The 3,187-nt window shown below is 68.3% G+C and carries 3 protein-coding genes; all 3 read right to left on the bottom strand.

Annotation, left to right across the window (positions count from 1 at the left end; genetic code table 11):
* Window positions 1-1,320 (bottom strand): sensor histidine kinase (locus tag HUK84_RS13345; protein ID WP_176640729.1); only part of this gene is annotated, 1,320 nt, incomplete at its 3' end.
* A gap of 20 nt (window positions 1,321-1,340) precedes the next feature.
* The gene (locus tag HUK84_RS13340) at window positions 1,341-2,021 is read right to left on the bottom strand and encodes a winged helix-turn-helix domain-containing protein (protein ID WP_176640728.1); all 681 of its coding nucleotides are present in this window, start codon (window positions 2,019-2,021) and stop codon (window positions 1,341-1,343) included.
* Window positions 2,022-2,125: 104 nt separating this feature from the next.
* The coding region (locus HUK84_RS13335; protein WP_176640727.1) for a S1C family serine protease at window positions 2,126-3,187 on the bottom strand (1,062 nt) is incomplete at its 5' end.

Below are 3,187 nucleotides of genomic sequence, written 5' to 3'. Positions count from 1 at the left end.
GCCCGGGGTATGGCGCGCCGCTTCGGCGCGGAAGAAGCGTTCGGACGCGCGGGCCAGGTCGGCCTCGTCCATGCCGATACCCTCGTCCGTCACCGCGATCGAGACCGCGCTGGCGCCCGGCGCGAGCATTGTCAGCCCCGGCAAGGCCGGCCCGGTGGCCGCAGCCAGCGTCACCGTCCCGCCGGCAGGCGAGAATTTGATGGCATTGTCCAGCAGGTTGGCCACCGCCTGCTGCATCAGCGCCTTATCGCCGTAGAAAGGCAGGCAGGACGGCAGGCGCAGCGCCAGGCGGATCTGCTTTTCCTCGGCCACCGCCTCGTACAGATCGCCGATATCGGTCAGCAGCGGTACCAGGTCGAAGGGGGCGAAGGCCGACCGGCGCGATCCGGCCTCGATCTGCGCGATGCGCAGCAGCGCCTCGAACACCGCAGTGACATTGTCCAGGTTGCCGACTGCCCGCTCGATCGCCAGCCGCAGTTCGGCCGCGCTGCCGGCATGCAGGGCCGCGTCCTCCAACTGGGTGCGGGCGCGGGTGATCGGCGTGCGCAGATCATGGGCGATGGCGTTGGAGACCTGGCGTACGCCATCCATCAGCCGGACGATGCGGTCCAGCATCTCGTTGATCGCCTCGGCGACCTGGTCCAGTTCATCCCCGTTGCCCACCAGGGGCATGCGGCGCGACAGGTCGCCACGCGCGATCGCAGAGCTGGTCTGGGCAATCGACTTGATCATGCGGCGGAACATGCCATGAACCAGCACGGCGCCGCTGATCGCCAGCAGGGTCACCATCATCCAGGCCCAGAGCAGCGAGTCGGTCAGCAGCCGCCGCAGCACCGCGCGGGCGCGGACGTCGCGTCCGACCAGCAGGCGGAACCCGCCCGGCAGCGCGAAGGCCCGCACTTCCGCCGTGTCGCGCATGCCGGCCCGCGTGACCTTCAGCGAATACCACTGGTCGGTGCGGACCACCTGGGCCGGCCATTCCGACAGGTTGCCCGCCAGCCTGTTCCCGGTCGGGCCGACCATCAGATAGATCGCGTCGTCGTCCAGGTTCTGTTCCAGCCGGTCGTCGATCGTCAGCGCCAGCGTGGGCAGGCCGCCTTCGGCCCAGCGCTGGCTCAGCGCCCGTGCATCGGCATTGATGGCGGTTTCCACCTGCCGTTCCAGAAAGCCGATCGTCCCCCACCAGATGAAGGACATGAACAGGATCGACGACAGGGCAAACAGCACGCCATAGCCCAGCGAAAAACGCAGGCTGGCCGAGCGCGGAAGCCTGAAGCGCCGGCGCCCGCCCCGTCCTCTGTCCTCGCCTTCGGGCTGCATGGCCGGCGCCGCCCCCGTTCCTATTCCGCCCGCAGCATGTAGCCGGCGTTGCGGATCGTGTGGATCAGCGGCGTGTCGAATGGCTTGTCCACCTTCTGGCGCAGGCGCGATACATGCACGTCGATCACGTTGGTCTGCGGGTCGAAATGGTAATCCCACACGCCTTCCAGCAGCATGGTGCGGGTGACCACCTGCCCGGCATGGCGCATCAGATATTCCAGCAGGCGGAATTCGCGCGGCTGCAGGTCGATCCGCTGGCCGCCCCGCCGGACGGTGCGCGACAGCAGGTCGACCTCGAGATCCGCGACGATCAGGCGTGTTTGCGGCACGTTGTCGCTGCGCCCGCGCCGCGACAGCGCCTCGACCCGCGCCAGCAGCTCGCTGAAGGCGAAGGGCTTGGTCAGGTAATCGTCGCCGCCGGCTTTCAGCCCCTGAACCCGGTCGTCCACGTCGGCCAGTGCCGACAGCAGCAGGACCGGCGTGCTGTTGTTCTGCGCGCGGATCGTCTCCAGCAGCCGCAGCCCGTCGATGCCGCCCGGCAACATGCGGTCCAGGATGATCAGGTCGAAATTCTCGCTGACGGCCAGGAACAGCCCGTCCTTGCCGTTATCGACCGGTTCGACCAGATGTCCGGCCTCGCGCAGGCCCTTGGCCACGAAGTTGCGTACCGTCGGATCATCCTCGACGACCAGAATATGCATGCGGTCCGGCTCCCGTTTCTTGTTTCCGGCCTATCTTACGTCGCGCCGTGGCGCACTGGCCAGAGCAGCAGGCCAAAGCAGTTGTCCGGGCCGCCGCCAGGGCGTCAATCGTCCATGTCCTCGGGACGGTGCCCGACAACGACCGGCATCGTCAGCACCGCGCCATGGCGCTGGATGCGCAACTGGACGGTCGAACCCGGATGTTCGGCGGCGATGGTGCGGATCAGGGTACGGGAACTGTCCATCGGCTCATCCCCCACGCTCAGCACGATGTCGCCGGTCCGCAATCTGGCGCGGCGGGCCGGTCCGTCGCGGTCGATATCGGTGATGCGCACCCCGTCATGCCCATCGCCGTCGGCCAGTGTCACGCCCAGCCAGCCGCGATCGATATGCCCGCTGCGCCGCAGTTCGGCGACGATCGGCGCGACGATCTCGGACGGAATGCCGAACCCGATCCCCACCGACCCGCCGGTGGGCGACACGATGGCGGTATTCAGCGCCACCACCTGACCGCTGAGATTGAAGGACGGCCCCCCGGAATTGCCCGGATTGATCGGCGCGTCCAGTTGCAGGAAATCGTCGAACGGGCTGGCGCCGATATCGCGCCCGCGCGCCGAGACGATGCCCGCCGTCACGGACGATCCCAGCCCGAACGGATTGCCCGCCGCCATGACCCAATCGCCGACATTGATCTGCCGGCTGTCGCCCCAGGTGACGAAGGGCAGCGGATGCGGGGCCTGGATCTTGATCACCGCGATATCGGTCAGGTCGTCGCTGCCCAGCAGCTTCGCGGGATATTCGCTGCCGTCGGCCAGCGAGACGGTGATGTGGTCGGCCTCGCCCACCACATGGTTGTTGGTGACGATCACGCCGCTGGGGTCGATGATGAAGCCCGACCCGGCCCCCAGCATTTCCTCGCCGCGCGCGCGCATCCGGTCGCGGAAGCGCCGCTCGAAGGGCGTGCCCTTCACCCCGGGGGGCACGGGCTGGCGTTTCTGCTGGTCGTTGGCGCTCTGGGTGTCGGTGCCCTGAGTAACGGCGATATTGACCACCGCCGGCACGACCTGGCGGACCAACGGCGCGAAGGTCAGCGGGCCGGAGACGACCAGCGGAGGGGCCGGCGGGGCGAACACTGTCTCCGCCGCCTGCGCATCCGCGTGGCGGGG

The organism is Nguyenibacter vanlangensis (assembly GCF_013376155.1).
In the GTDB taxonomy this organism is placed as follows: domain Bacteria; phylum Pseudomonadota; class Alphaproteobacteria; order Acetobacterales; family Acetobacteraceae; genus Gluconacetobacter; species Gluconacetobacter vanlangensis.
This window is presented reverse-complemented; position numbering and strand designations above follow the sequence as displayed.

Coding starts and splice junctions, on each gene's coding strand:
- HUK84_RS13340 (WP_176640728.1), bottom strand. CDS start 2,021: ATGCATATTCTGGTCGTCGAGGATGATCCGACGGTACGCAACTTCGTG.